We start from the raw sequence: 19,566 nt of genomic DNA, 5'->3' as shown, positions 1-19,566 counted from the left end.
TATTGTGACTAAGTTTTAGTTATTTTTGGTTTAGATCAACTGAAAAGTGAGAAAATAAAGAGATCTTCGTTTCATTCAGTGCGAGGCAAATATGTGAACAAAATATGTAATAAAAAAGGAATTTAGGATTGCATTTTTAGATTTTTTTACGCATACTCTTTTTTATTTTTTTCACGCAAATAAACCTTGTTAATAACTCTATGAATTCACACCAAACCTTTGTTAAAGTACGCTATGCAGAAACCGATCAAATGGGGGTGGTGCATCACGCTAATTATGCTGTATATCTGGAGCTTGCGCGTATAAATTGGCTTGAAAATTTAGGAATTTCCTACAAAAAAATGGAAGAAAGCGGCGTTATGTTACCTGTTTATGACATGAGGTTTTCTTTTTTAAAACCGGCCTATTTTGATGATACTTTATGTGTTAAAATTGAACTTAGAAAGCAACCCGGCGCAAGTATAATTTTTGATTATAAAATCACCAATGAAGAGGGTGTTTTGTTAACAAAAGCAGAAACGACTTTGGTATTTGTAGATATGCAAACAAACAGACCTACCCGATGTCCAAAATATGTACTCGATAAACTTAAAGCTTAAATTTTTACAGTCAATCCATAAACGGTTTCAAAGCGCTTTTTGATGCGTTTAAAATCTTTTTTGCGTATGAGAAGGGTGAAATTACAATCTAAACCCATTTCCTGGGTTTCAGGTTTTAACTGTTCTTCTTTAATAATGCGCATAACGGTATGCATCAGCGGATAGTCAAAATTTAAATAGAGCTTTTGTTTGATGGTTTTGGTAACAATCTGTGAAGCTTCTATTGCCTGTTGCGCACTGGTTTTATAGGCCTGAATAAGACCACCTACTCCCAGATTGGTCCCGCCGTAATAGCGCACCACGGTAACGAGTACATTGGTTAAATCAAAAGCCTGAAGCTGGCCATATATAGGCAGCCCGGCAGAGTTTCCGGGTTCGCCATCATCATTGGCGCGATAACTGTCATAGTTTACGCCCAGCTGCCAGGCATAGCAAATGTGAGAGGCTTTGGCGTGATCAGAGCCTAAGTTCTGAATTACAGCCTCAACTTCTGCCTCATTTAAAACCGGATGTGCCTGACCTATAAATTTACTGCCTTTGTCCTTAAAAAGGGTAGGCTCTCCCGGGCGTTTAATGGTTTTGTAGCTGTCTTTTATTTCGGGCATTAACGTGATTTTACTAATGCTATAAGTACAATGCTAAACAATGCAAGGCTAATTCCCAACCAATTCTTGCGGGAAAGTTTTTCATTAAAAAATACCAGTCCTATAAGTGTTGCCAGCATCACAATACCCATATTGTTAAATGTAAAAACGGTGCTGCTGTCAAGCCCCGGTGCCCGTAATGCCCGTACCAAAAAGTAAATGGAAAAGTAATTAGGGATACCCAGTGCGATCCCGCCCAGCAGGTTTTTGATTTCAAATCGTTCTTTCTTAATCAAAATTTGATAAAGCAGTGCAAGAATGCCGAGACAGAAAGCGGAGCTGAAAATCATTGCAGAAAAGAGCGGAATGTCTGCTTCGGAAACGTATCGGCCCTCCAGAAATTTGATGGAAGTATCGATTATTCCGCTTCCCAGGAATACCAAAATTGGTAAAAGCAGGTTTTTAGGGACTTTTTGAGTCTTGTTTTCCTCTTTAACTGAAGCAAGGTAGACAGCGATAAGAGCGAGTAGAATCCCCGTTATTTTTAAAATACCACTTGCTTCCTTATAGTAGATAAGACCAAATAAAATAGGGATAACCACGCTCATTTTGGTTGCGACAGAAACTACAGAAAGACCGCTGCGCTGAGTTGTAATGGCCATAAGATTAAATATGACAATAAACAGTACTCCCAGAAAAAGTGTGCCCGGTAACCAGGAGTTCGAAAGTATTGATTTTAACTCTAAAGAACCTTCGTAAGCCAAAAATCCGGAAGCTGCAGCTATGAGGTAGTTCACAACAATAGCCTGTAGCGTATTAATTTTGAAGGTGTCAAAAAGTTTGAATACCAAAAAAATGATGCTCGATGCCAGGATACTTAGGAACAAGTAGATCAAAACAATTCTTTTTTAAGGCTAAATAATTGTGTAACATCATCTCTTCCGGGTTCCAGATGCCAGGTTTTAATGCCCATCGAAGCAGCTCCGGCAACGTTTAAAAGCGTATCGTCAATAAATAAGGTTTCACTAGCTTTCAGATTGTCATTTTGCAGAACGAAATCATAGATTTCTAAATCGGGTTTTCGCATCAGGATTTGATGAGAAAGGTAGAAGCGCTCAAAGCAATTTTGAAATCTGGAGTACCTGATAGCTCCCATGTTTTTAATAACCTGCTCTATGTGCATTTCGTTTGTATTACTCAATAAAAACAGGCGATGGTCTTTTTGTTTTGCAAGTTTTAATATCCAATTCAAACGATGTTCGGGGAAATCGAGAATGATGCTGTTCCAGGCATTTTTAAAAGAAAACGCGGTGAGCTGCGGAAAGCTTTCCAGATAGTTTTCGGTAATCTGCTGTGTGGTGAGCAGCCCTTTTTCATAACTGTTATGCCAGTTGTTCATTTCTTCGGTAATAACGCGTATGCCCAACTTACTTAGGGCAAGCTCCGGCGCTTTTTTGTCCAGATTGATAAAGACGTCACCAAAGTCGAAAAGTAAATTTTTTATCATACGTTATAATGAATAGCGAGTTGGTCTCCGGTAAAATTAGATACCTTCCTGGGGGTTGAATTAACCAGACGCGGAGCGGTCACACCCCGTATAAAATTGACACTTCCTTTAAAAATACGGGCCTCGTCCCATAACCCGGCTTCAATAAAGGAAGCCAGGGTTTTTGCTCCTCCTTCAATAATGACAGATTGTAGGCCTTCCGCATAGAGCATATCGAGAATTTGCCGGGGTAAATCCTCTTTAAAATCGGCCTTGGGGTATTTAAGGTTGTGTGCATCTTCGACTTCAGCTTCCGTAATAACTAATGTAGGCCGTTTTCCATCGAAAACCGCAGAGGACTTAGCCAGTCGCAGCTTGCGATCGAGAATTATACGGGTGGGTGATGGTCCCGCCCAGTCCCGTGTAGTAAGGGCGGGGTTGTCTGCCTCTACGGTATTTGTTCCGGTAAGAATGCCCATTTCCTCAGCCCGCCATTTGTGTACGACCTGGCGACTTGCCGGGGTGGTAATCCATACCGGTCCACGGTTTTTTCGGTCTTCAGGATTGGGAGCTATAAAACCATCGTTGCTTTCGGCCCACTTTAAAAGCACATAGGGCCTTTTTTGGTTATGAAAAGTAAAAAAGCGTTTATTCAATGTTTTGCAGGCTTCTTCAAGTACACCCACCACAACTTCGCAACCGGCATCAAGTAATTTCTTGATGCCTCTTCCGGCCACAGCCGCAAAAGGATCAACACTGCCTATAATAACTTTTTTTATTCCGCTGGCGATGATAAGGTCGCTGCAGGGAGGCGTTTTTCCAAAATGGCTGCAAGGCTCGAGGCTCACGTAAATGGTTGATTCCTTTAAAAGCTCTTTAGCGTGTACCCTGTTGATGGCATGAACCTCGGCGTGAGGTTCACCGGCTTTTTGATGCCATCCCTCACCAATAATTTTTTCGTTGTGTACAATTACAGCGCCTACCATGGGGTTTGGATAGGTGGTTCCAAGCCCATTTTTTGCCAGTTGCAGACAGCGCGCCATGTATTTTTCGTGTATCTTCACGCCTTCAAAATTAGCATTTAAAAATCATAAACACGATGTTGAAAATCAGGGCTGTTCAACCTGCTGATAATAAAGAGCTGGCCGCCGTCTTGCGAAGTATTTTAATTGAAATGGGCGTGCCCAAGGTCGGCACTGCTTATGCAGATGCGGCTCTTGACTGTATGTATGAGACTTACGATACTGCTTCATCTCAATATTTTGTAGTGACCGATGATGACCATATTTTAGGGGGTGCGGGGATAGCACCTCTGGCAAATTATGAAGGTCCTGTATGTGAACTTCAAAAAATGTATATCGATTCATCGTTAAGAGGAAAAGGTGTAGGTAAGCAACTCATGCAAACTTGTCTTGATTTTGCCAGAACCGCCGGTTTTGAAAAGGTTTATCTGGAAACCATGCCGTATATGCAGGCGGCTCAGCAGTTGTATTTAAAATCTGGTTTTTACCACATAGACGGGCCGATGGGGGATACCGGTCATTGTGCCTGCCCGGTGCATATGCTCAAAGATCTTACAAATGACGCTTAAAGAATTTAAAGAACATTTTTTTAAAAGATTAAGCCCGCTGTATCCCATTCAGGAAATTGAGAGTTTCTTTAGAATTTTAATAGAAACCTATTTGGGATTGCGCAATATTGACGTGTTCTTAAATCCCGATAAAAAAATTAAACTGAAAAAACTCGATCACCTTCTTGCTGCCCGTGAACGCCTGGTGCTTTTCGAGCCTTTGCAGTATATACTGGGGCAAACTGAGTTTTACGGATTGAATTTTGCTCTAAACCCCAACGTTTTAATCCCCAGACCGGAGACCGAAGAACTCGTAGAATGGGCGCTCGAAGACGCAGATGCCGAAACTGCTGCGCGTATTCTTGACATTGGTACAGGTTCCGGCTGCATTGCTGTGAGCCTTGCAAAACATCTGCCTCTGGCTCGGGTAGATGCGCTTGACGTTTCTAAGGAAGCCTTGTATCTGGCTCAACACAATGCCCAGATCAATGCCGTTGAGATACATACGCTACATCAAAATATTCTGGAAACCGGGCGTTTCGATAAACAGTACGATGTGATAATTTCTAATCCACCCTATGTACGTAATCTCGAGAAAACCGAAATTCAGGCTAATGTTTTGAATTTTGAACCGCATTTGGCTTTATTTGTTGAGGATCACGATGCACTTATTTTTTACCGAAAAATTGCTGAACTTGCAAAAAGTTCATTGAATACTTCCGGCAGGTTGTATGTTGAAATCAATCAATATCTGGCTGAAGAAACCCGTTCCCTTTTTGAGGAGAATGGCTTTAAAAATGTAGAACTCCGGCTTGATTATGCCGGGAAACCCAGAATGATAAAAGCTTGTTTATGAGTATTAAAGTATCCCGTATTTGTGTGTTTTGTGGTAGTAGCGAAGGCAATGATCCCAAAATCATTGAAGAAGCAAAACGTATGGGTGAGATTTTCGCAGAGCGAAATATTGCAGTCGTATATGGCGGCTCGCAACTGGGGATTATGGGAGCTGTTGCAAAAAGTTGCCTTGGCGCGGGAGGTAAGGCAATAGGTATTATCCCTGAATTTTTAAAGACTAAAGAAATTGTACATACCGGTCTTGATGAACTTATCACAACCGAAACCATGCACGAGCGTAAACTTAAAATGCAGGAAGTGAGTGACGGTTTTATCACGCTTCCGGGAGGTTTTGGAACGTTTGAGGAGCTTTTTGAAATCATAACCTGGAGTCAGCTGGGTCTGCATCACAAGCCCATAGGACTACTCAATACCAATGGTTTTTACGATGCCCTCATAAGCATGCTAGACGAGATGGTATCCCGTGGATTTTTAAAGCAGGAAAACCGGGATCTTCTTTTGGTAGATACAGATATCAACCGCCTTTTAAATGCGATGGAGCATTTTGAACCTGATTTTTCTTCAAAATTTTTGAAGCCGGAAAATAGTTAGTTACGCTTAGCTTACCCTATACTTATGAGCATAGAAAAAAAAATACAGGAGTTACGAGAAGAATTGCGCAGGCATAATCACAATTATTATGTGCTCGATAAGCCTGAGATTGAAGATTATGTTTTTGATCAAAAGTTAAAGGAACTTCAGCAACTTGAAGCGGAGCACCTGGAGTTTTATGATGCGAGTTCGCCCACATTGCGGGTAGGAGGTGAGGTTACCAAAAACTTTGAGACCGTGCGACACGAGTATCGTATGTACTCTTTGGATAACAGCTATTCCCGGGAAGACCTTGAAGATTGGGAAAAGCGCATAAAAAAAATGGTCGAAGGCAAGGTCGAATATGTTTGTGAACTCAAATATGACGGTGCCTCAATAAGTCTTACTTACGAAGACGGTAAACTGGTTAGAGCCGTTACCCGGGGAGATGGTTTTCAGGGGGATGATGTGACGAATAATGTAAAAACCATACGCAGTATTCCACTTCGTTTAAAAGGTGATTATCCCGCTAAATTTGATATACGAGGTGAAATCATTTTACCGCTGGCCGGTTTTGCTGAAATGAATGCAGCACGGGTGGAAGCCGGAGAAGAGCCGTACAGCAATCCGCGTAACACGGCCTCGGGAAGCCTAAAATTGCAGGATAGTGCTGAGGTCGCAAAAAGACCTTTAGACTGTCTTTTGTATAGTATAAAAGGAGAAAATCTCAATTTTAAGACCCAGTTTGAGGGTCTGGAAAAAGCACGTTCCTGGGGTTTTAAAGTGCCTGAAGTTGCTCAGGTAACCGCCTCAACCGAAGAAACCCTCAAGTTTTTAGAACATTGGGACGAGCATCGTCATGATTTACCTTACGAAACCGATGGGGTAGTGATAAAGGTTAACGATTTGCAGCAGCAGGAAGAGTTGGGCTATACGGCCAAAGCTCCGCGCTGGGCAATGGCTTATAAATTTAAAACCGAGCAGGCTGAAACAGTTCTGGAGAAAATCACCTATCAGGTAGGGCGCACCGGCGCAATCACTCCGGTGGCAAATCTAACTCCGGTACAACTTGCGGGTACTATAGTAAAACGAGCTTCCTTGCATAATGCAGATCAGATCGAAAAGCTAGACATACGGGAAGGAGATTCCGTTTTTGTAGAAAAGGGCGGAGAAATTATACCGAAAATTGTGGGGGTTGATTTTGAAAAGCGCAATCCTAAGTCTGAGCCTACTCAATATCTTACAAACTGCCCTGAGTGCGATACGCCCCTGGTTAGGGAAGAAGGCGAGGCTCAGCATTACTGTCCCAATGATATGGGATGTCCTCCGCAGATTATTGGCCGTATTCAGCATTTTATTTCCAGAAAAGCAATGGATATTGAAGGGCTTGGGGGGGAGACTGTAGCTCTTTTGGTTAACGCCGGTTTAATCCAAAATTACGCGGACCTCTATAAACTGAAAAAAGAACAACTACTGCCTCTTGAGCGTATGGCAGAAAAGTCCGCAGATAATCTAATTAAAGGTATTGAAGCTTCAAAAGCGGTGCCTTTTGAGCGGGTTTTATTTGCACTGGGCATACGCTATGTGGGCGAAACCGTAGCCCGAAAATTGGCTAAAGAATTCAGGACCATTGATGCATTGGCTGAAGCAGACGCGCAGCGACTTACTGCTGTAGATGAAATAGGTGATCGCATAGCGGAAAGTGTGGTTGGTTTTTTCGCTGAAGAACGAAACCGGGAATTGATAAGCCGTTTGAAGGACTACGGATTGCAGTTAGAACTTGATGCTTCGGTTCTGGAGAATCAAACTGATAAATTAAAAGGTAAGACTTTCGTTATTTCGGGTGTTTTTGAAAAAATTTCGCGCAGCGATCTCAAAAAACGTATTGAAGATAATGGAGGTAAAGCAGCCGGTAGTATTTCTGCAAAAACAAATTATCTGGTTGCGGGAGAAAACATGGGGCCCAGCAAGCGGGAGAAGGCCGAAAAGCTTGGGATAAGCATTATTTCGGAAGATGAGTTCTTAAACATGTTATAATTCATATCAATTGCTTCAGAAAGCTTAGAATCGAATTCAACCACTGGGATGCGCGGTAAATTACTTTTGTATGTTTATTTAATTTTGGGTATTCTCGAGATAGTTTTGCTTGCCTATAATTCGCAGAGTTACTTTTACCTGCACCCTCTGGGTGTTATCCTGATTTATCTATTCTACTTCCTTAATATTCACAAGCATAATTACTTTTTACTTCTTTTCTTTGGATGTGAGCTTATTAATGAAGTATTCTTTTTGATTGATTTTAAGTATTATTTCGAACTGGTTTTGAGTTGTTATACGTTGGCGACTTTGACTATGATTTATCACCTTTGGCCGCTGATGCGTAATGCCTCTCTAAAGTTTGAATTAGATATTTTGCTTGGCCCGCTTTTAGGGGTGCTGGGGATGCTTTTAATTTTTTGGGAGCTTCTTGTAATGATTTTTGAGAAAATACCCAATTACACGGTTTTTTTCATTGGTTTTGCCGCCCTCCTGAGCTGGATTTTCTTTTGTACAATTATTCCAATTAAAAACAGACATCCACAGAATTCATTACTTTTTATAATGGGTGGCTCTATGGCCATTATGGCTCCAACGATGTTTATCCACACATTTTTATGGGATCACATATTGATACTTACTCTTTCGATGATGAGTATGCTTATTTTGAAATGGGTTATTGCCGTTTTCTTAATTAGAAAAGATCAAATTCTCAGTACATCAGATGATTTTTTATAAATAATCTTGAAGTGAGATAGTTCTTACAAGTAAAAACCATTTGCTTGTTAATTAGTTTGATATATCGATAATAGGTGTTATTTTTCGCTTTGAAACAGCGTTAGTTTATGAGTCCCACAAAATATTGGTATCTCGCATTAGCAAGCAGCCTTTTGTTTATAATTGTTTCTAATGTTGATCTTTTTCTGGGCTTTTACGTAAAACCTGTATATGTTTTATTTTTTTACTTATACTACTACGCATCTACCAAAAAGCACAATCTGGTGTTTTTGATTTTTCAGGTTTCTGCGTTAATTGCTGAAATTTATTTTCTAAAAGATCTTAACGCCCATTTCAACGAGGTTATTTTTTACTTCATTATAGCTACGGCTATGATGTTGATCACATTTGTTCCGGTTTTAAAGATAAAACCTCAGGAAATGAAAAATAATATCCTCATCGAGCCAATTCTGGGGGTGATTTTCTGCACTTACCTGATTGGGCATCTGATTTTGGTATTTTACCACTATGTACCCAACAAAGTGCTTTTTATAATTGGAGCTTCGCTTCTTTGGATATTTACAATTATATGTACCGTGATTCCTTTACGTAACCGACATCCTTATAACATACACCTGTACATCATAGCGGCGTCCTTACTTGTAGAATGCATCCTGGGCTTTCTATATTATTATAGTATACATATAAGTTTAATGCTGGCTACGCTAAACGTTGCAATTTGCGTACATAAAACGGCTGTAAGCTCTTATTTTGTGAAGATTATTAAAGTGCGTTCAGATGAACGCGATTATTACTAGGTTAGACGCGTATCACGGCAGATGAAGCGGTTTTAGCTGATTTTGAGCTTGTAAATTCGAAATCAATTCTTCCCAGATTAATGCCGGCCCATCCTACCTGATTTACCAGTACATCACGACCCGCTTTGTTTTGTAAAACCACAGGTTTGGGGAGAAACGTATGCGTATGACCTCCTATAATTAAATCGATATCCTGTGTATTTTGGGCAAGTTTTACGTCAGAAATTTTATCAAAACGGTATTCATACCCCAGATGTGAAAGGCAAATGACCAGATCGCATTTTTCCTCGTGTTTAAGTTTGCGCGTCATATCCTGAGCGATTTCTAATGGATCGAGATATTGAGTTTCTTTAGATAAAGCTTCGGTTACAAGCCCTTTAAGCTGAATGCCTAAACCAAAGACGCCGATTTTTATTCCGTCTTTAATAAAAATCTCATAGGGTTTTGTGAGACCTTCCATAATTGTATTTGAAAAGTCATAATTGGAACTGATCAATTTAAAGGAAGCATTCGGCATTTGTTTCGCCAGGCCATCAACTCCGTTGTCAAAGTCGTGATTACCAATAGTTGCTGCGTCATAACCCATCATACTCATGAGTTTAAACTCCAATTCGCCTCCATAAAAATTGAAATAAGGAGTTCCCTGAAAAATATCACCGGCGTCGAGCAGGAGTACATCAGGATTTTCCTGTCGTATACGGTTTATCAGGCTGAGTCTGCGTGCTGCACCACCCTGATTGGCAAAAGAGGCATCAGTTGCCGGAAAAGGTTCGATGTGGCTGTGCACGTCGTTGGTATGCAGGATAGTGATTTTTTTAGTTTCAGCCTTAGCACCAAAAGTTTCAAAAGCCGGTAATACCGAAAATGCAGCTGTAGCTATCGAGGTTTGTTTTAAAAACGATCTTCTTTCCATAATTATTCCTTTATAAAACGGTTGTCGCGTACCGGTGCAATGGTATCTTTTTCTTTAAAATAATCGATCAGGACCGAGCGAACCTTGTAATCAAGAACGGTTTCGCTTACCGGATCTGCAAAAAACACCATTCCGTCTCCGCCCTGTCTCAGGTAGTCATTAGTGGCAATAAAATAGGTTTGTCCGTCCTCAACAGGTTTGCCATTTACAGTTGCCTTCACAATAGAATCGTCTTCAGTCAAAACAAGTTGCATATTGGCGATGGGATGAGCCTTTCCGCTTTTAAGGTAGGTAAACATGTCCCGCACTTTGTCTGCTGTGAGCTCGACAACAATAATGCTGTTTTCAAAAGGCATGATGTCGTAAGCGGTGCGCATGGTAACCTCGCCGGCATTTAGCGTAGATCTGATCCCACCGTGGTTAAGAAGAACACCGTCTATGGCATTGCCGGTACGCTTTTTAAAAATGGGGTTGCTTAATTCGTAAACCGCATCTGCCATCATATTTCCGATGGCGGTGTTGTAGGGGCCTTCGGTTTTTGAATGGCTTTGTGGGGCATAAGCAAGCACTGCGCTCATTTCTTCGCTAATGTGTTTTTGATAAGGAGCTATGTAATCAAGAACTTCCTGATCTTGAGCAAGGCTGTCTGTAATTGCAAGTTGAGTCCCTTCTATAGCCTTAAGCGTAACCTGTGATTGTTTACAGGCAACAAGAGCAAAAAGTGCACTCAGCAGGAAAAACTTTTTATGCATACGTAAGAATTTTTTAGGGGATTTGTGGTGTGGTAGAATTAAGTACATTTGTCGCCTAACAAAAGTAGATGTTTTGTATTTAAGCAGACAGAATTTCATTAAAAGAAAGCTCGAAATTCTTCGTAATACTGATTCTCAGAAGAGGGGAGTTGCATTCGAAGAGCGAATAGGGATTCTGGTTAATGCAGATGAGTTTTCTGATTTTGAATTTCTAAAAAAACTGGCAAGCGCTCTGTCTGCCGAGGCTGCGGTAGAGATTTTGGCATATTCTAAAAATAAGCAGAATAGCCATACCGCTGAAGTACTGTGTTTCTCGAATTCTGATTTTAGCCTTTGGGGCGCTGTCAAAACTGTAAATCTTAGTGATTTTAGTGCAAAACCTTTTAGATTCTTAATCAGTTATTACCAAAGAGAAAATGTATTTTTGGACTTTTTAAAAGCCAGCTCCCAGGCAGCTTTTAAGGTCGGATTTCAGCAAGAGGCTTCAGACTGTTTTCAGGATTTGAGCATACAGACACGTCCTGATCAACCCGAAGTTTTTAAAGCTGAGGTTATTAAATATTTGAAAATTGTAAACCGCATAGATTAGCATGCACGAGTTAAAAGGAACAGGTGTTGCATTGATAACACCATTTAATGACGATTATTCAGTTGATTTTGATGCTCTGGCTAAAATCATCGAGTATAATATTGAAGGTGGCACCGAATATTTGGTGATTTTGGGCACTACAGCCGAAAATGCCACATTAAATGCCGAAGAGCAACAGTTGGTCATCAAAAAAGCCGTTGAAGTTAATGCCGGTCGCTTACCCCTGGTTTTAGGGGCAGGAGGGAATAACACCGCCGCGCTTACAGAGTCTTTGAAGAAGAAGGATGTTTCAGCCTTTAGTGCTGTTCTTTCGGTTTCTCCATACTATAACCGCCCATCTCAGGCAGGTATTTTTGCACATTATACACAGGTTGCAAAAGCTTCAAAGTTGCCTGTCATCCTTTACAATGTTCCGGGTAGAACGGGTAGCAACGTGTTGCCTGAAACGGTTATTAAACTGGCTAATACCGAATCAAATATAATAGGAGTCAAGGAAGCAATGGGTGATCTTACCCAGATGATGCGCCTTATAAAAGACCGTCCCGAAGGATTTTTGGTCCTTTCGGGAGACGATATGATTGCGTTACCTACCGTTAGTGTTGGGGGAGAAGGCGTCATATCGGTCCTTGGGCAGGGCTTACCTGAGATTTTCTCAAGTATGATGCGTGAAGGTTTAAGCGGGAACTTTGAAACGGCTTATGCTAAACATTATAAATTAATGCGCGCTACAGATTTAATTTTTGCTGAAGGCAACCCCGCAGGAATCAAGGCTTTACTGGCACACAAAGGGCTTTGTAAAGATGTGGTGCGACTCCCTTTGATGGCTGCGACTGAAGCTTTAAAACAGGATATTGCAACATACCTTCAAGACAACGGTCTTTAAGTTTTGTAATCTTTAGAAAAAACCTATTTTTGCACGATGTTTTTAAGCTTAATGAAGAAGACAATCCCGGTAGTTTTAGCAGTGTTAACACTGGCCTCCTGTAGTGAATATCAAAAGATTTTAAAATCTGAAGATATGGGAGCGAAGTATGCTTTTGCTGATTCGCTATATGATATTGGGAAATACCGCAAATCCCTTAAACTTTGGGATCAAATTGTTCCATCCTATCGCGGTAAGCCACAGGCCGAACGTATTATGTTCCTCAATGCAGATGCGTTGTATCAGGTAGGAGATTATTACCTGTCCGGATATCAGTTTGATCGTTTTGTATCTTCCTATCCCGATTCTCAGAAGGCTGAAGAGGCGCAGTACAAGGCAGCGATGAGTTATGCTGCTCTGTCACCAAATTACCAGCTCGACCAGAGCGAGACCGAGAAAGGTCTTGACCAGTTACAGCTGTTTATCACCGCATATCCTGAGTCTGAATATGCCGATGATGCCAGTGATCGCATTCAGGAGTTGAGTGTAAAATTGCAGAAGAAGTCCTACGAAATTGCCAAAGGATGGCATAAGATTATGGATTATCCTACGGCAATTGCTGCCTTCGACGACTTTTTATCAGATTATCCCGGTTCACCCTTTCGGGAAGCCGCATTGTTTTATAAATTTGATTCTCAGTATCAATACGGTTCCAAAAGTATAAATGTACTCGTAAAACCGCGATTAAATGAAGCTATTGAAATGTATGAAACTTTAATACGTTACTTTCCCGAAGGAGAATACCGTGAACAAGCCGATGCATTACGAGAAGATATTGATGCTATTTTAGAAAATTATTCCTAATTAATTTAAAGCGAATACCATGGACGTTAAAAACCTTGATGCACCCGTAAATACCGTTACCTTCAACAGAAGTGAGATTGATGCTCCTACCGGAAACATTTATGAGGCCATCTCAATCATTGCTAAACGTGCGACCCAAATCAACACCGAAATCAAGCGTGAACTTTTAGAGAAGCTTGATGAGTTTGCTACCTACAGCGATAGCCTTGAAGAAATTTTTGAGAACAAGGAGCAGATTGAAGTATCTAAATACTACGAGCGTTTGCCAAAGCCTCACGCAATGGCAGTACAGGAGTGGTTAGAAGATAAAATCTACTACCGCGACACGACTACAAAACAGTAGTCATGTCTGTTTTAAGCGGTAAAAAAGTTTTACTTGGAGTAACCGCCGGGATAGCTGCTTATAAAGCGGCTTTTTTGGTTAGAGGCTTTATCAAAGCCGGAGCAGAAGTGCGTGTGGTGATGACACCAGATGCCAAAGAGTTTGTTACCCCACTTACCCTTTCAACCTTATCTAAAAACCCGGTACTTTCTTCTTTCACAAACGACGAAGATGAAAATGCCGTTTGGAATAATCACGTAGAACTCGGCCTTTGGGCCGATTTCTTTGTTATTGCACCTGCTACGGCTAATACCCTGTCTAAGATGGCGTCAGGGGCTTCAGACAACCTTTTGCTTGCCACGTATTTATCTGCGAAATGTCCTGTATATTTTGCTCCTGCGATGGATTTGGATATGTACAGGCATCCCAGTACTTCACAGTCTTTTGAAAAGCTTATTTCGTACGGAAACGTTATGATCCCCGCTACAAGCGGAGAGCTCGCCAGCGGTCTTGAGGGCAAAGGAAGAATGGCAGAGCCCGAAGACATTGTCGCATTTATTGAGGAAGATATTGCAGGAAAGCTTCAATTGCGTGGGAAAAAGGTCCTGATTACCGCGGGGCCTACATACGAAGCCATAGATCCGGTGCGTTTTATAGGCAATCACAGCAGCGGGAAAATGGGTTTTGCAATAGCTGAAGCAGCGGCATCTCTGGGTGCTTCGGTGGTATTGGTTTGCGGTCCCACGCATTTAAAATTGACACATAAAAGCGTTGAACGTATTGATGTTACTTCTGCGGAGGAGATGTTTCAGGTCGTTAAGTCTCAATATCCGGATACAGATATTGCCATTGCAGCAGCTGCTGTAGCAGATTATCGCCCTTCAGCCGTTGCTGATCAAAAAATCAAGAAACAGTCTGCGTCGCTTCAAATCAATCTCGAGCCTACTCCCGATATTTTAAAATATATGGGAGAGCACAAGCAAAATCAGTTTCTGGTGGGTTTTGCCCTTGAGACTGAAAATGAGGTGGAAAATGCAAAAGGAAAGCTGTCGCGCAAGAATCTGGATCTCATAGTACTCAATTCGCTAAACGACACCGGAGCAGGTTTTAAAACCGAAACAAATAAAGTAACTTTCATCACCCGGGAAGGTGAGATCCTTCCGCAGGAACTGAAGGCTAAGGAAGCGGTTGCTCAGGACCTGTTTCAATTAATACAACAAAAACGGTATGCGTAAACTGCTCTTTATTCTTTCGATCCTTACCTGGAGCCTGCAAGCTCAGGAACTCAATTGCACGGTAAGTATCAACGCAGAGCAAACGGGTCAAAGCAATCTGCAGGTATTTAGAACCCTGCAATCAGAGATTACAGAGTTTATGAATAAAACCAGCTGGACAGATCTCAATATGAAACAGCAGGAAAAAATAGATTGCAGCCTGGCTATCATCGTATCTAACATCAATTCAGACTTTTTTACAGCAACAATTCAGGTACAGTCGTCCCGCCCGGTTTATAACAGTACCTACAACACACCGATTTTAAACTTTAACGACCGGCAGTTCAATTTTCAGTATACCGAGTTTCAACCACTCAATTACAATGCAAATACGTTTGATTCTAATCTTATTTCGGTTTTGGCTTTTTATGCCTACACCATTATAGGTCTTGATGCGGCATCATACGAATTGGGCGCCGGAGAACCTTATTTTGAAGAGGCCAAGCAGATTATTAATACGGCACAACAACAGGTAAGTGACGGCTGGTCTGCACAAAGTGGAACCCAGTCGCGCTATCGTCTTAATCAGGATTTACTCTCTCCCAATTTCAGGGAGTTTTTTGATGCCATGTATGCCTATCACCGTAACGGCCTTGACTATATGGCCCAAAGCGAACGGGAGGCCAAACAATCTATTGCGGTAAGCCTTACGCTTTTTAACCAGCTCTATAACAGCCGTCCCAATAATTTTCTGACACGGGTATTTTTTGACTCAAAGGCAGAAGAAATTGCTGCTATTTTTTCGGGAGGGCCGCAGGTAAATATAAGTAATCTGGTTTCTGTACTTAATAAAGTGGCGCCTACAAAATCTACCTACTGGCAGCAGATTAAATTATAAAACAATAAAACTATCCGCTTATTTTTGGAATGTTCAAGAGTATCTTTAGCTTGCGTAGATCTTGTTTAATTTAGTATTGATTATCATGAATAAAGTCCGTCTTCTGGGAATAGTATCGTTGGTTTCAGGCATATTAATTTTAAATTTTTCTTCAGGTGACCTGATGGGTTTTTTGGGAGGAGTACTAGCGGGATCGGGTCTGGCATTTGCCATAACTGGAGTTTTTTCATATAAAAAAGCCAAATAAATACATTGTTAAGTCAACTACACATAAAAAATTACGCCTTAATTGAAGAAGTACAGCTTCAGTTTACAGAGGGCTTTACGGTAATTACCGGTGAAACGGGAGCCGGTAAGTCTATATTGCTGGGCGCTTTAGGTTTAATTTTAGGAAAGCGTGCCGATTTAAGCAGTATTGGTAATCCGGAAGATAAGTGCGTAATCGAGGCGCATTTCAATATTCAATCGTATGATCTCAAAAAGCTTTTTGAACAGGAAGATCTGGATTACGAGTCTACTACTATTGTTCGCCGTGAGATTTTACCCAGTGGGAAGAGCCGGGCGTTTGTAAATGATACTCCGGTAACCCTGCAGCAATTAAGTGCTCTGGGCGAAAGACTGGTAGATATTCACAGCCAGCACCAGACGCTTGAGGTGACGGGTCTGGACTTTCAGTTTCAGGTGATTGATGCCTTTGCTGAAAATGCAGAAATCCTTTCGGCTTACAAACTTTTATATAAGTCTTATCGAAAAAAAGAGCAGGACCTCAAAAAACTGCGTAAACTCAAAGAGGAAGCCCAAAAAGAAGAAGAATATAAGTCCTATTTGCTTGAAGAATTGCTTGCAGCAAATTTAAAGGCGGGCGAGCAGGAAAGTCTTGAATCTTCTTTTGAAACTTTAAATAATGTCGAAGTCATAACCGAATCTCTGGCAGAAGCTTACCAAACCCTCGGTCAGGAAGAGCTGGGAGTTAATGATCTGTTGCTGGCGGTTAAGGTAAAACTATCAAAACTTGCCGGTTTCGGGAATCAGTTTAGTGAGCTCAGCAGCAGGCTGGAGGCTGCACATATAGAGCTGGAAGATATTGCAGAGACTATAAATGATCTGGCCTCAGATACCGAAAGTGATCCTGAAGAACTTGCTAAAGTGGAAAACCGCTTAAAGCTGATTTTTGATTTACAAAAGAAACATCAGGTCGATACGGTCGAGGAGTTAATCAACATTCGGGAGCAACTTGATGAAGAGGTACAATCTTTAAATAATCTTGATGCCGATATTTTAAGGCTTGAACGCGAAATTGCTCAGGCCAGGCTAGATCTTGAAGAACTGGCTAAAAAACTTACGTCACAGCGTAAGGCAATTTTGCCGGCCCTTACCGAGCGCCTGCGTTTAATTCTGATTGATTTAGGTATGCCTAATGCGCGTTTTGAGGTAAGTCTCACCGATAGCACGGCATTCCTGGAGAATGGTAAAGATGAGTTGCATTTTCTGTTTACGGCAAATAAGGGTATGCGGGCTCAGGAATTGAAGAAGGCGGCTTCAGGCGGAGAACTTTCGCGAATTATGCTGGCGATCAAATCTGTTTTAAGCGATTATGCCAATCTGCCAACCTTAATTTTTGATGAAATTGATACCGGAGTCAGTGGTGAGGTTGCTTTAAAAATGGGTCGTATTATGAAGGCTATGGGTTCGCGTATGCAATTGCTAAGTATCACGCATTTGCCTCAGATAGCAGGGCAGGGTGCTTCGCATTTTAAGGTTTATAAAGAAGATAAAGATCAAAAAACAACAACGGCCATACGGGCTTTGACCAAAGAAGAGCGTATTGCAGAGTTGGCAGAAATGCTGGGGGGCAAGGCTACTTCTGAGTCGGCTTTTGAGCACGCAAGACAACTTCTTGATTAATAAAATGTATATTTGACGACTTAAATTAAACAACTATTATGTCTTATAATTTACTTAAGGGAAAACGAGGTATTATTTTTGGGGCATTAGATGAAAATTCTATTGCCTGGAAAACCGCAGAACGTGTTCACGAAGAAGGGGGTACCTTTGTTCTTACCAATGCTCCCATCGCTATGCGAATGGGATCAATAAATAAACTGGCCGAAAAAACAGGTTCCAAAATTATTCCTGCAGACGCAACATCTGTAGAGGATTTGGAGAAACTGGTAGCCGGAGCAGTAGAAGAATTGGGCGGAAAGCTTGATTTTGTACTTCACAGTATCGGGATGTCTATCAACGTGCGCAAAGGCAAGCACTATACCGATCAGAATTACGACTGGACTCAAAAAGGAACAGATGTAAGCGCGATGTCTTTTCACAAGACTATGCAGGTTTTATACAAGCAAGATGCGATGAATGAGTGGGGTAGTATTGTTGCCCTTACCTATATGGCAGCGCAGCGTGTATTCCCGGATTATAACGATATGGCAGATAACAAAGCTTATTTGGAGAGCATTGCACGAAGCTTCGGGTATTTCTTTGGCCGTGATAAAAAAGTGCGTGTAAACACCATTTCACAATCACCAACTCCTACCACTGCCGGTCAGGGGGTTAAAGGTTTTGACGGTTTTATGGCCTATGCCGAAAAAATGAGTCCGTTAGGCAACGCAACCGCACAGGATTGTGCAGACTATACCATTTCGCTGTTTTCAGATCTTACTAAAAAAGTTACGCTTCAAAACCTTTTCCACGATGGTGGATTTAGCAATATGGGCGTAAGCGATGCGGTGATGGAAGCTTTCGTAGAGAAGCAGGATAAATAAAACACATTGAATACTAGTATAATGCCCGAAACCCTTGTGTTTTCGGGCATTTTTCATGAATTAATTTAGGCTAAGCGCTGTGTCGCGGGGCGCTTTAGCATATTTAAAGAGAACATATTACCGTACTTTAGCAGACTAGAAATACCTATGAGCTTATTTTTTTCGATAATCATACCGGTCTATAACCGTCCCGACGAGGTGCGCGAATTGTTGCAAAGTCTCGTTTTGCAGGACTACAGGCAGCCTTTTGAAGTGGTTTTGGTTGAGGACGGTTCGACTGATACCTCTGAACAAGTAGTTGAAGGCTTTCCTGATTTGGACATTTCCTATTTCTACAAAGCAAATTCCGGTCCCGGTGACTCGCGTAATTTTGGCATGCGCAACGCAAAAGGCAACTACTTTATCATTTTTGACAGTGATTGCGTTGTCCCACCTCAATACCTCAGTGAGGTAAATAAAAGACTTTCTGAAGACTATTGCGATTTTTACGGAGGGCCCGATGCTGCACGGGATGATTTTAAACCCTTACAACAGGCTATCAACTACAGCATGACTTCACTTCTCACCACAGGAGGAATAAGGGGAAAAAAATCTGCAGCCGGTAAATTTGAACCCCGAAGTTTTAATATGGGAATTTCCAAAGCTGCTTTTGAAGCTTCGGGAGGTTTTGGAGACATTCATCCCGGGGAAGATCCTGATTTATCTATACGACTCTGGAAATTGGGTTACCGGTCAGGGCTTCTGGTCAATGCTTTCGTGTACCATAAAAGGCGTATCTCGTGGTCCAAATTTTATAATCAGGTACGTAAGTTTGGTCTGGTGAGACCCATACTTACAAGCTGGCATCCGGAAACAGCGCGCATCACGTTTTGGTTTCCTTCCGTGTTTTTATTTGGAGTTATCGCAAGTCTTGTAGTTGCCGTTATGGGATTTTTGGCACCCATATATCTTATGCTGAGCTATCTTATGCTCATCATTATTCACGCTACGCTGGTGACACGAAGTGTATATCTGGGATTACTTGCTGTAGTGGCAGTTTTAGTGCAATTTACCGGTTATGGTTTAGGTTTTTTAGAGTCTTTTCTTAAGGTCAGGTTTCTCAAAAAGGAACCCCGGCAAAGCTTTCCCCACTTATTTTTTGACTAAGT

The 19,566-nt window shown here is 41.4% G+C and carries 22 protein-coding genes; 16 read left to right on the top strand and 6 right to left on the bottom strand.

Going from position 1 to position 19,566, the window contains the following annotated elements; all coding sequences use genetic code 11:
- Positions 1 to 200: 200 nt before the first annotated feature.
- Complete coding sequence (locus ACSSS3_RS18725; protein WP_442845925.1) at positions 201 to 599, top strand: acyl-CoA thioesterase; 399 nt, start codon at positions 201 to 203, stop codon at positions 597 to 599.
- Here ACSSS3_RS18725 and ACSSS3_RS18720 read toward each other — a convergent pair.
- The 4 genes from ACSSS3_RS18720 to ribD are packed head-to-tail and all read right to left on the bottom strand — an operon-like array spanning position 596 to position 3,733.
- Positions 596 to 1,204: an IMPACT family protein gene (locus ACSSS3_RS18720; protein ID WP_442845924.1), complete on the bottom strand. Its 609-nt coding sequence runs from the start codon at positions 1,202 to 1,204 to the stop codon at positions 596 to 598. The genes ACSSS3_RS18725 and ACSSS3_RS18720 overlap by 4 nt on opposite strands.
- Positions 1,204 to 2,079, bottom strand: a complete 876-nt coding sequence (locus ACSSS3_RS18715; RefSeq protein WP_442845923.1) for an EamA/RhaT family transporter — start codon at positions 2,077 to 2,079, stop codon at positions 1,204 to 1,206. Before ACSSS3_RS18715 ends, ACSSS3_RS18720 begins: the two co-directional genes overlap by 1 nt.
- Entirely contained in the window at positions 2,076 to 2,690 is a 615-nt protein-coding gene (locus ACSSS3_RS18710; protein WP_442845922.1) for an HAD family hydrolase, read from the bottom strand. The genes ACSSS3_RS18715 and ACSSS3_RS18710 overlap by 4 nt, the downstream gene beginning before the upstream one ends.
- Positions 2,687 to 3,733, bottom strand: a complete 1,047-nt coding sequence (gene ribD / locus ACSSS3_RS18705) for a bifunctional diaminohydroxyphosphoribosylaminopyrimidine deaminase/5-amino-6-(5-phosphoribosylamino)uracil reductase RibD (protein WP_442845921.1) — start codon at positions 3,731 to 3,733, stop codon at positions 2,687 to 2,689. The genes ACSSS3_RS18710 and ribD overlap by 4 nt, the downstream gene beginning before the upstream one ends.
- A gap of 35 nt (positions 3,734 to 3,768) precedes the next feature.
- On the opposite strand from ribD, the gene ACSSS3_RS18700 reads away from it, so the two are divergent.
- The 6 genes from ACSSS3_RS18700 (at position 3,769) to ACSSS3_RS18675 (ending at position 9,236) form a co-directional block, all read left to right on the top strand.
- On the top strand, positions 3,769 to 4,260 hold the full coding sequence (locus tag ACSSS3_RS18700; protein ID WP_442845920.1) for a GNAT family N-acetyltransferase: 492 nt from the start codon (positions 3,769 to 3,771) through the stop codon (positions 4,258 to 4,260).
- On the top strand, positions 4,250 to 5,095 hold the full coding sequence (gene prmC, locus ACSSS3_RS18695) for a peptide chain release factor N(5)-glutamine methyltransferase (RefSeq protein ID WP_442845919.1): 846 nt from the start codon (positions 4,250 to 4,252) through the stop codon (positions 5,093 to 5,095). The genes ACSSS3_RS18700 and prmC overlap by 11 nt, the downstream gene beginning before the upstream one ends.
- On the top strand, positions 5,092 to 5,685 hold the full coding sequence (locus ACSSS3_RS18690) for a TIGR00730 family Rossman fold protein (RefSeq protein WP_442845918.1): 594 nt from the start codon (positions 5,092 to 5,094) through the stop codon (positions 5,683 to 5,685). The genes prmC and ACSSS3_RS18690 overlap by 4 nt, the downstream gene beginning before the upstream one ends.
- Positions 5,686 to 5,709: 24 nt before the next feature.
- Positions 5,710 to 7,701, top strand: a complete 1,992-nt coding sequence (gene ligA, locus ACSSS3_RS18685) for an NAD-dependent DNA ligase LigA (protein ID WP_442845917.1) — start codon at positions 5,710 to 5,712, stop codon at positions 7,699 to 7,701.
- A gap of 48 nt (positions 7,702 to 7,749) precedes the next feature.
- Positions 7,750 to 8,439, top strand: a complete 690-nt coding sequence (locus ACSSS3_RS18680) for a hypothetical protein (protein WP_442845916.1) — start codon at positions 7,750 to 7,752, stop codon at positions 8,437 to 8,439.
- Positions 8,440 to 8,546: 107 nt separating this feature from the next.
- Positions 8,547 to 9,236 carry a hypothetical protein gene (locus tag ACSSS3_RS18675; RefSeq protein WP_442845915.1) on the top strand — a complete coding sequence of 230 codons (690 nt, stop codon included), beginning with the start codon at positions 8,547 to 8,549 and terminating at the stop codon, positions 9,234 to 9,236.
- Between the two features lies 1 nt (position 9,237).
- Here the strand turns inward: ACSSS3_RS18675 and ACSSS3_RS18670 are convergent, their stop codons facing one another.
- Positions 9,238 to 10,149 (bottom strand): bifunctional metallophosphatase/5'-nucleotidase, encoded by a 912-nt coding sequence (locus ACSSS3_RS18670; RefSeq protein WP_442845914.1) that lies wholly within the window; start codon positions 10,147 to 10,149, stop codon positions 9,238 to 9,240.
- 2 nt (positions 10,150 to 10,151) lie between these two features.
- Positions 10,152 to 10,901 (bottom strand): 5'-nucleotidase C-terminal domain-containing protein, encoded by a 750-nt coding sequence (locus tag ACSSS3_RS18665; RefSeq protein ID WP_442845913.1) that lies wholly within the window; start codon positions 10,899 to 10,901, stop codon positions 10,152 to 10,154.
- Positions 10,902 to 10,974: 73 nt separating this feature from the next.
- Here ACSSS3_RS18665 and ACSSS3_RS18660 point away from each other — a divergent pair, with 73 nt between their 5' ends.
- The 9 genes from ACSSS3_RS18660 to ACSSS3_RS18620 all read left to right on the top strand — a co-directional run bounded on the left by ACSSS3_RS18660 (position 10,975) and on the right by ACSSS3_RS18620 (position 19,564).
- Complete coding sequence (locus tag ACSSS3_RS18660) at positions 10,975 to 11,490, top strand: DUF6913 domain-containing protein (protein ID WP_442845912.1); 516 nt, start codon at positions 10,975 to 10,977, stop codon at positions 11,488 to 11,490.
- A 1-nt stretch (position 11,491) separates the two neighbouring features.
- Positions 11,492 to 12,373, top strand: a complete 882-nt coding sequence (gene dapA, locus ACSSS3_RS18655; protein WP_442845911.1) for a 4-hydroxy-tetrahydrodipicolinate synthase — start codon at positions 11,492 to 11,494, stop codon at positions 12,371 to 12,373.
- A 51-nt stretch (positions 12,374 to 12,424) separates the two neighbouring features.
- The gene (locus ACSSS3_RS18650; protein WP_228229456.1) at positions 12,425 to 13,216 is read left to right on the top strand and encodes an outer membrane protein assembly factor BamD; all 792 of its coding nucleotides are present in this window, start codon (positions 12,425 to 12,427) and stop codon (positions 13,214 to 13,216) included.
- Between the two features lie 19 nt (positions 13,217 to 13,235).
- Positions 13,236 to 13,559 carry a DNA-directed RNA polymerase subunit omega gene (locus tag ACSSS3_RS18645; RefSeq protein ID WP_228229455.1) on the top strand — a complete coding sequence of 108 codons (324 nt, stop codon included), beginning with the start codon at positions 13,236 to 13,238 and terminating at the stop codon, positions 13,557 to 13,559.
- A gap of 2 nt (positions 13,560 to 13,561) precedes the next feature.
- Entirely contained in the window at positions 13,562 to 14,773 is a 1,212-nt protein-coding gene (gene coaBC, locus ACSSS3_RS18640; protein WP_442845910.1) for a bifunctional phosphopantothenoylcysteine decarboxylase/phosphopantothenate--cysteine ligase CoaBC, read from the top strand.
- Entirely contained in the window at positions 14,766 to 15,650 is an 885-nt protein-coding gene (locus ACSSS3_RS18635; RefSeq protein WP_442845909.1) for a DUF4835 family protein, read from the top strand. Before coaBC ends, ACSSS3_RS18635 begins: the two co-directional genes overlap by 8 nt.
- Before the next feature lie 252 nt (positions 15,651 to 15,902).
- A complete protein-coding gene (gene recN, locus ACSSS3_RS18630; RefSeq protein ID WP_442845908.1) occupies positions 15,903 to 17,555 on the top strand; it encodes a DNA repair protein RecN in 1,653 nt (550 codons plus the stop codon).
- A gap of 38 nt (positions 17,556 to 17,593) precedes the next feature.
- Positions 17,594 to 18,418, top strand: coding sequence for an enoyl-ACP reductase FabI (locus ACSSS3_RS18625; RefSeq protein ID WP_442845907.1), 825 nt, complete (start codon positions 17,594 to 17,596; stop codon positions 18,416 to 18,418).
- Between the two features lie 147 nt (positions 18,419 to 18,565).
- Entirely contained in the window at positions 18,566 to 19,564 is a 999-nt protein-coding gene (locus ACSSS3_RS18620) for a glycosyltransferase (protein WP_442845906.1), read from the top strand.
- Positions 19,565 to 19,566 lie beyond the last annotated feature (2 nt).

Origin of the sequence: Leeuwenhoekiella sp. H156 (assembly GCF_052218455.1) — a bacterium.
GTDB lineage: Bacteria > Bacteroidota > Bacteroidia > Flavobacteriales > Flavobacteriaceae > Leeuwenhoekiella > Leeuwenhoekiella parthenopeia.
This window is presented reverse-complemented; position numbering and strand designations above follow the sequence as displayed.

What these genes read in the sequence shown, in the direction of transcription:
- ACSSS3_RS18690 (WP_442845918.1), top strand. Translation starts at nt 5,092, where the DNA reads ATGAGTATTAAAGTATCCCGTATTTGTGTGTTTTGTGGTAGTAGCGAA.
- ACSSS3_RS18620 (WP_442845906.1), top strand. Translation starts at nt 18,566, where the DNA reads ATGAGCTTATTTTTTTCGATAATCATACCGGTCTATAACCGTCCCGAC.
- ACSSS3_RS18645 (WP_228229455.1), top strand. Translation starts at nt 13,236, where the DNA reads ATGGACGTTAAAAACCTTGATGCACCCGTAAATACCGTTACCTTCAAC.
- ACSSS3_RS18635 (WP_442845909.1), top strand. Translation starts at nt 14,766, where the DNA reads ATGCGTAAACTGCTCTTTATTCTTTCGATCCTTACCTGGAGCCTGCAA.
- ACSSS3_RS18700 (WP_442845920.1), top strand. Translation starts at nt 3,769, where the DNA reads ATGTTGAAAATCAGGGCTGTTCAACCTGCTGATAATAAAGAGCTGGCC.
- ACSSS3_RS18710 (WP_442845922.1), bottom strand. Translation starts at nt 2,690, where the DNA reads ATGATAAAAAATTTACTTTTCGACTTTGGTGACGTCTTTATCAATCTG.
- dapA (WP_442845911.1), top strand. Translation starts at nt 11,492, where the DNA reads ATGCACGAGTTAAAAGGAACAGGTGTTGCATTGATAACACCATTTAAT.
- ACSSS3_RS18725 (WP_442845925.1), top strand. Translation starts at nt 201, where the DNA reads ATGAATTCACACCAAACCTTTGTTAAAGTACGCTATGCAGAAACCGAT.
- prmC (WP_442845919.1), top strand. Translation starts at nt 4,250, where the DNA reads ATGACGCTTAAAGAATTTAAAGAACATTTTTTTAAAAGATTAAGCCCG.
- ACSSS3_RS18625 (WP_442845907.1), top strand. Translation starts at nt 17,594, where the DNA reads ATGTCTTATAATTTACTTAAGGGAAAACGAGGTATTATTTTTGGGGCA.
- ACSSS3_RS18720 (WP_442845924.1), bottom strand. Translation starts at nt 1,204, where the DNA reads ATGCCCGAAATAAAAGACAGCTACAAAACCATTAAACGCCCGGGAGAG.
- coaBC (WP_442845910.1), top strand. Translation starts at nt 13,562, where the DNA reads ATGTCTGTTTTAAGCGGTAAAAAAGTTTTACTTGGAGTAACCGCCGGG.
- ACSSS3_RS18680 (WP_442845916.1), top strand. Translation starts at nt 7,750, where the DNA reads ATGCGCGGTAAATTACTTTTGTATGTTTATTTAATTTTGGGTATTCTC.
- ACSSS3_RS18675 (WP_442845915.1), top strand. Translation starts at nt 8,547, where the DNA reads ATGAGTCCCACAAAATATTGGTATCTCGCATTAGCAAGCAGCCTTTTG.
- ACSSS3_RS18670 (WP_442845914.1), bottom strand. Translation starts at nt 10,149, where the DNA reads ATGGAAAGAAGATCGTTTTTAAAACAAACCTCGATAGCTACAGCTGCA.
- ligA (WP_442845917.1), top strand. Translation starts at nt 5,710, where the DNA reads ATGAGCATAGAAAAAAAAATACAGGAGTTACGAGAAGAATTGCGCAGG.
- ACSSS3_RS18650 (WP_228229456.1), top strand. Translation starts at nt 12,425, where the DNA reads ATGAAGAAGACAATCCCGGTAGTTTTAGCAGTGTTAACACTGGCCTCC.
- ACSSS3_RS18665 (WP_442845913.1), bottom strand. Translation starts at nt 10,901, where the DNA reads ATGCATAAAAAGTTTTTCCTGCTGAGTGCACTTTTTGCTCTTGTTGCC.